This is a genomic window from Streptomyces sp. NPDC057271 (assembly GCF_042668715.1).
In the GTDB taxonomy this organism is placed as follows: Bacteria; Actinomycetota; Actinomycetes; order Streptomycetales; family Streptomycetaceae; genus Streptomyces.
This window is the reverse complement of sequence record NZ_JBHUYJ010000103.1, coordinates 26069-27933: the sequence shown is the minus strand read 5'-3', so window position 1 is coordinate 27933 and position 1865 is coordinate 26069. Positions and strand designations below refer to the sequence as shown.

General features: G+C 67.2%; 2 protein-coding genes. One reads left to right on the top strand and one right to left on the bottom strand.

Annotation, left to right across the window (positions count from 1 at the left end; genetic code table 11):
• The coding region (locus ACFUJR_RS32165; protein WP_383450999.1) for an iron-sulfur cluster assembly accessory protein at positions 1-276 on the bottom strand (276 nt) is incomplete at its 3' end.
• 264 nt (positions 277-540) lie between these two features.
• On the opposite strand from ACFUJR_RS32165, the gene nadA reads away from it, so the two are divergent.
• Entirely contained in the window at positions 541-1722 is a 1182-nt protein-coding gene (nadA, locus tag ACFUJR_RS32160; protein WP_352189332.1) for a quinolinate synthase NadA, read from the top strand.
• Positions 1723-1865 lie beyond the last annotated feature (143 nt).

Below are 1865 nucleotides of genomic sequence, written 5' to 3'. Positions count from 1 at the left end.
GACGAAGTCGATGGAGGCGCCGCCCAGGTACGGGGCGCTCATGCGGTCGGTGACGACCTTGACGCCGTCGAAGTCCTTGACGACGTCGCCGTCGAGCGAACGCTCGTCGAAGAAGAGCTGGTAGCGCAGGCCGGAGCAGCCGCCGGGCTGAACGGCGACGCGCAGCGCCAGGTCGTCGCGGCCTTCCTGGTCGAGCAGGGCCTTGACCTTGGCCGCGGCGGCGTCAGACAGGAGGATGCCGTCGCTGACAGTGGTCTTCTCGTCCGATACGGACATCTGCTTCTCTCCCGGGTTGTACGGAGACTGCTTGCCGACGGGTCCAACCGGCGGGGCCCCGGATTCATTCCGGGCGAGGCTCGGCTTTCACGTCTTTTCCCCTTCATGCTCGCACACCCGCCCGCGGAGCGGAGAACGACAAGATCCGAAGTGTGGACCGCGAATTCGTCACATCGACACTATGGACATCGTCAAAGTGACGTGAAGCGGTTATGATAGATAGCGTCATTTAGACGAAAAGCGCTGCCGCAGATAGTAGAAAGGGTGCGTGACGTGACCACCGCCCAGCCCCTGGACGTCCAGCCGACGCCGCTCGCCCTGCTGCTGCTCGGCCGCGAGGCCGACCCGAAGAGCGAGCGCGGGGTGGAGTGTCCCGGCGACCTTCCGTCGCCGTCCGACCCCGACCTCGTGGAACGCGCCCGCGCGGCCAAGGAGAAGCTCGGGGACAAGGTCTTCGTGCTCGGCCACCACTACCAGCGCGACGAGGTCATCCAGTTCGCCGACGTCACGGGCGACTCCTTCAAGCTCGCCCGCGACGCGGCCGCCCGCCCGGAGGCCGAGTACATCGTCTTCTGCGGTGTGCACTTCATGGCCGAGTCGGCCGACATCCTCACCACGGACGACCAGAAGGTCGTTCTGCCCGACCTCGCGGCCGGCTGCTCGATGGCCGACATGGCCACCGCCGAGCAGGTCGCCGAGTGCTGGGACGTACTGACCGAGGCCGGTGTGGCCGAGCAGGTCGTCCCCGTCTCGTACATGAACTCCTCGGCCGACATCAAGGCCTTCACGGGCAAGCACGGGGGCACGATCTGCACCTCGTCCAACGCCAAGCGCGCCCTCGACTGGGCCTTCGAGCAGGGTGAGAAGGTCCTCTTCCTGCCCGACCAGCACCTGGGCCGGAACACGGCGGTGCGGGAGATGGGCATGTCGCTGGACGACTGCGTCCTGTACAACCCGCACAAGCCGAACGGCGGCCTGACCGTCGAGGAGCTGCGGAACGCCAAGATGATCCTGTGGCGCGGCCACTGCTCGGTGCACGGCCGCTTCTCGCTGGACTCGGTCAACGACGTGCGCGAGCGGATCCCGGGCGTGAACGTGCTGGTGCACCCCGAGTGCAAGCACGAGGTCGTCGCCGCCGCGGACTACGTCGGCTCGACGGAGTACATCATCAAGACGCTGGAGGCGGCCCCGGCCGGCTCGAAGTGGGCGATCGGCACGGAGCTGAACCTGGTCCGCCGCGTGGCCAACGCGCACCCGGACAAGGAGGTCGTCTTCCTCGACAAGACGGTCTGCTTCTGCTCGACGATGAACCGGATCGACCTGCCGCACCTGGTGTGGGCGCTGGAGTCGCTGGCCGAGGGCAACCTGGTCAACCGGATCCAGGTCGACAAGGAGACGGAGAGCTTCGCGAAGCTGGCGCTTGAGCGGATGCTGGCGCTGCCGTAACGGTTCTCCCGTAGATACGCCGGAGGGGGGGGCCCCCCCCGGGGGGGGTGGCCCCCCCGCTTTGGGTGGGGGAAGGTCCCGGTGTTCCGCCGCCTTCCATCCTCCGGAGTCCCCTCCCCCTCTTCTTAGGTTTTTTGTGTTCC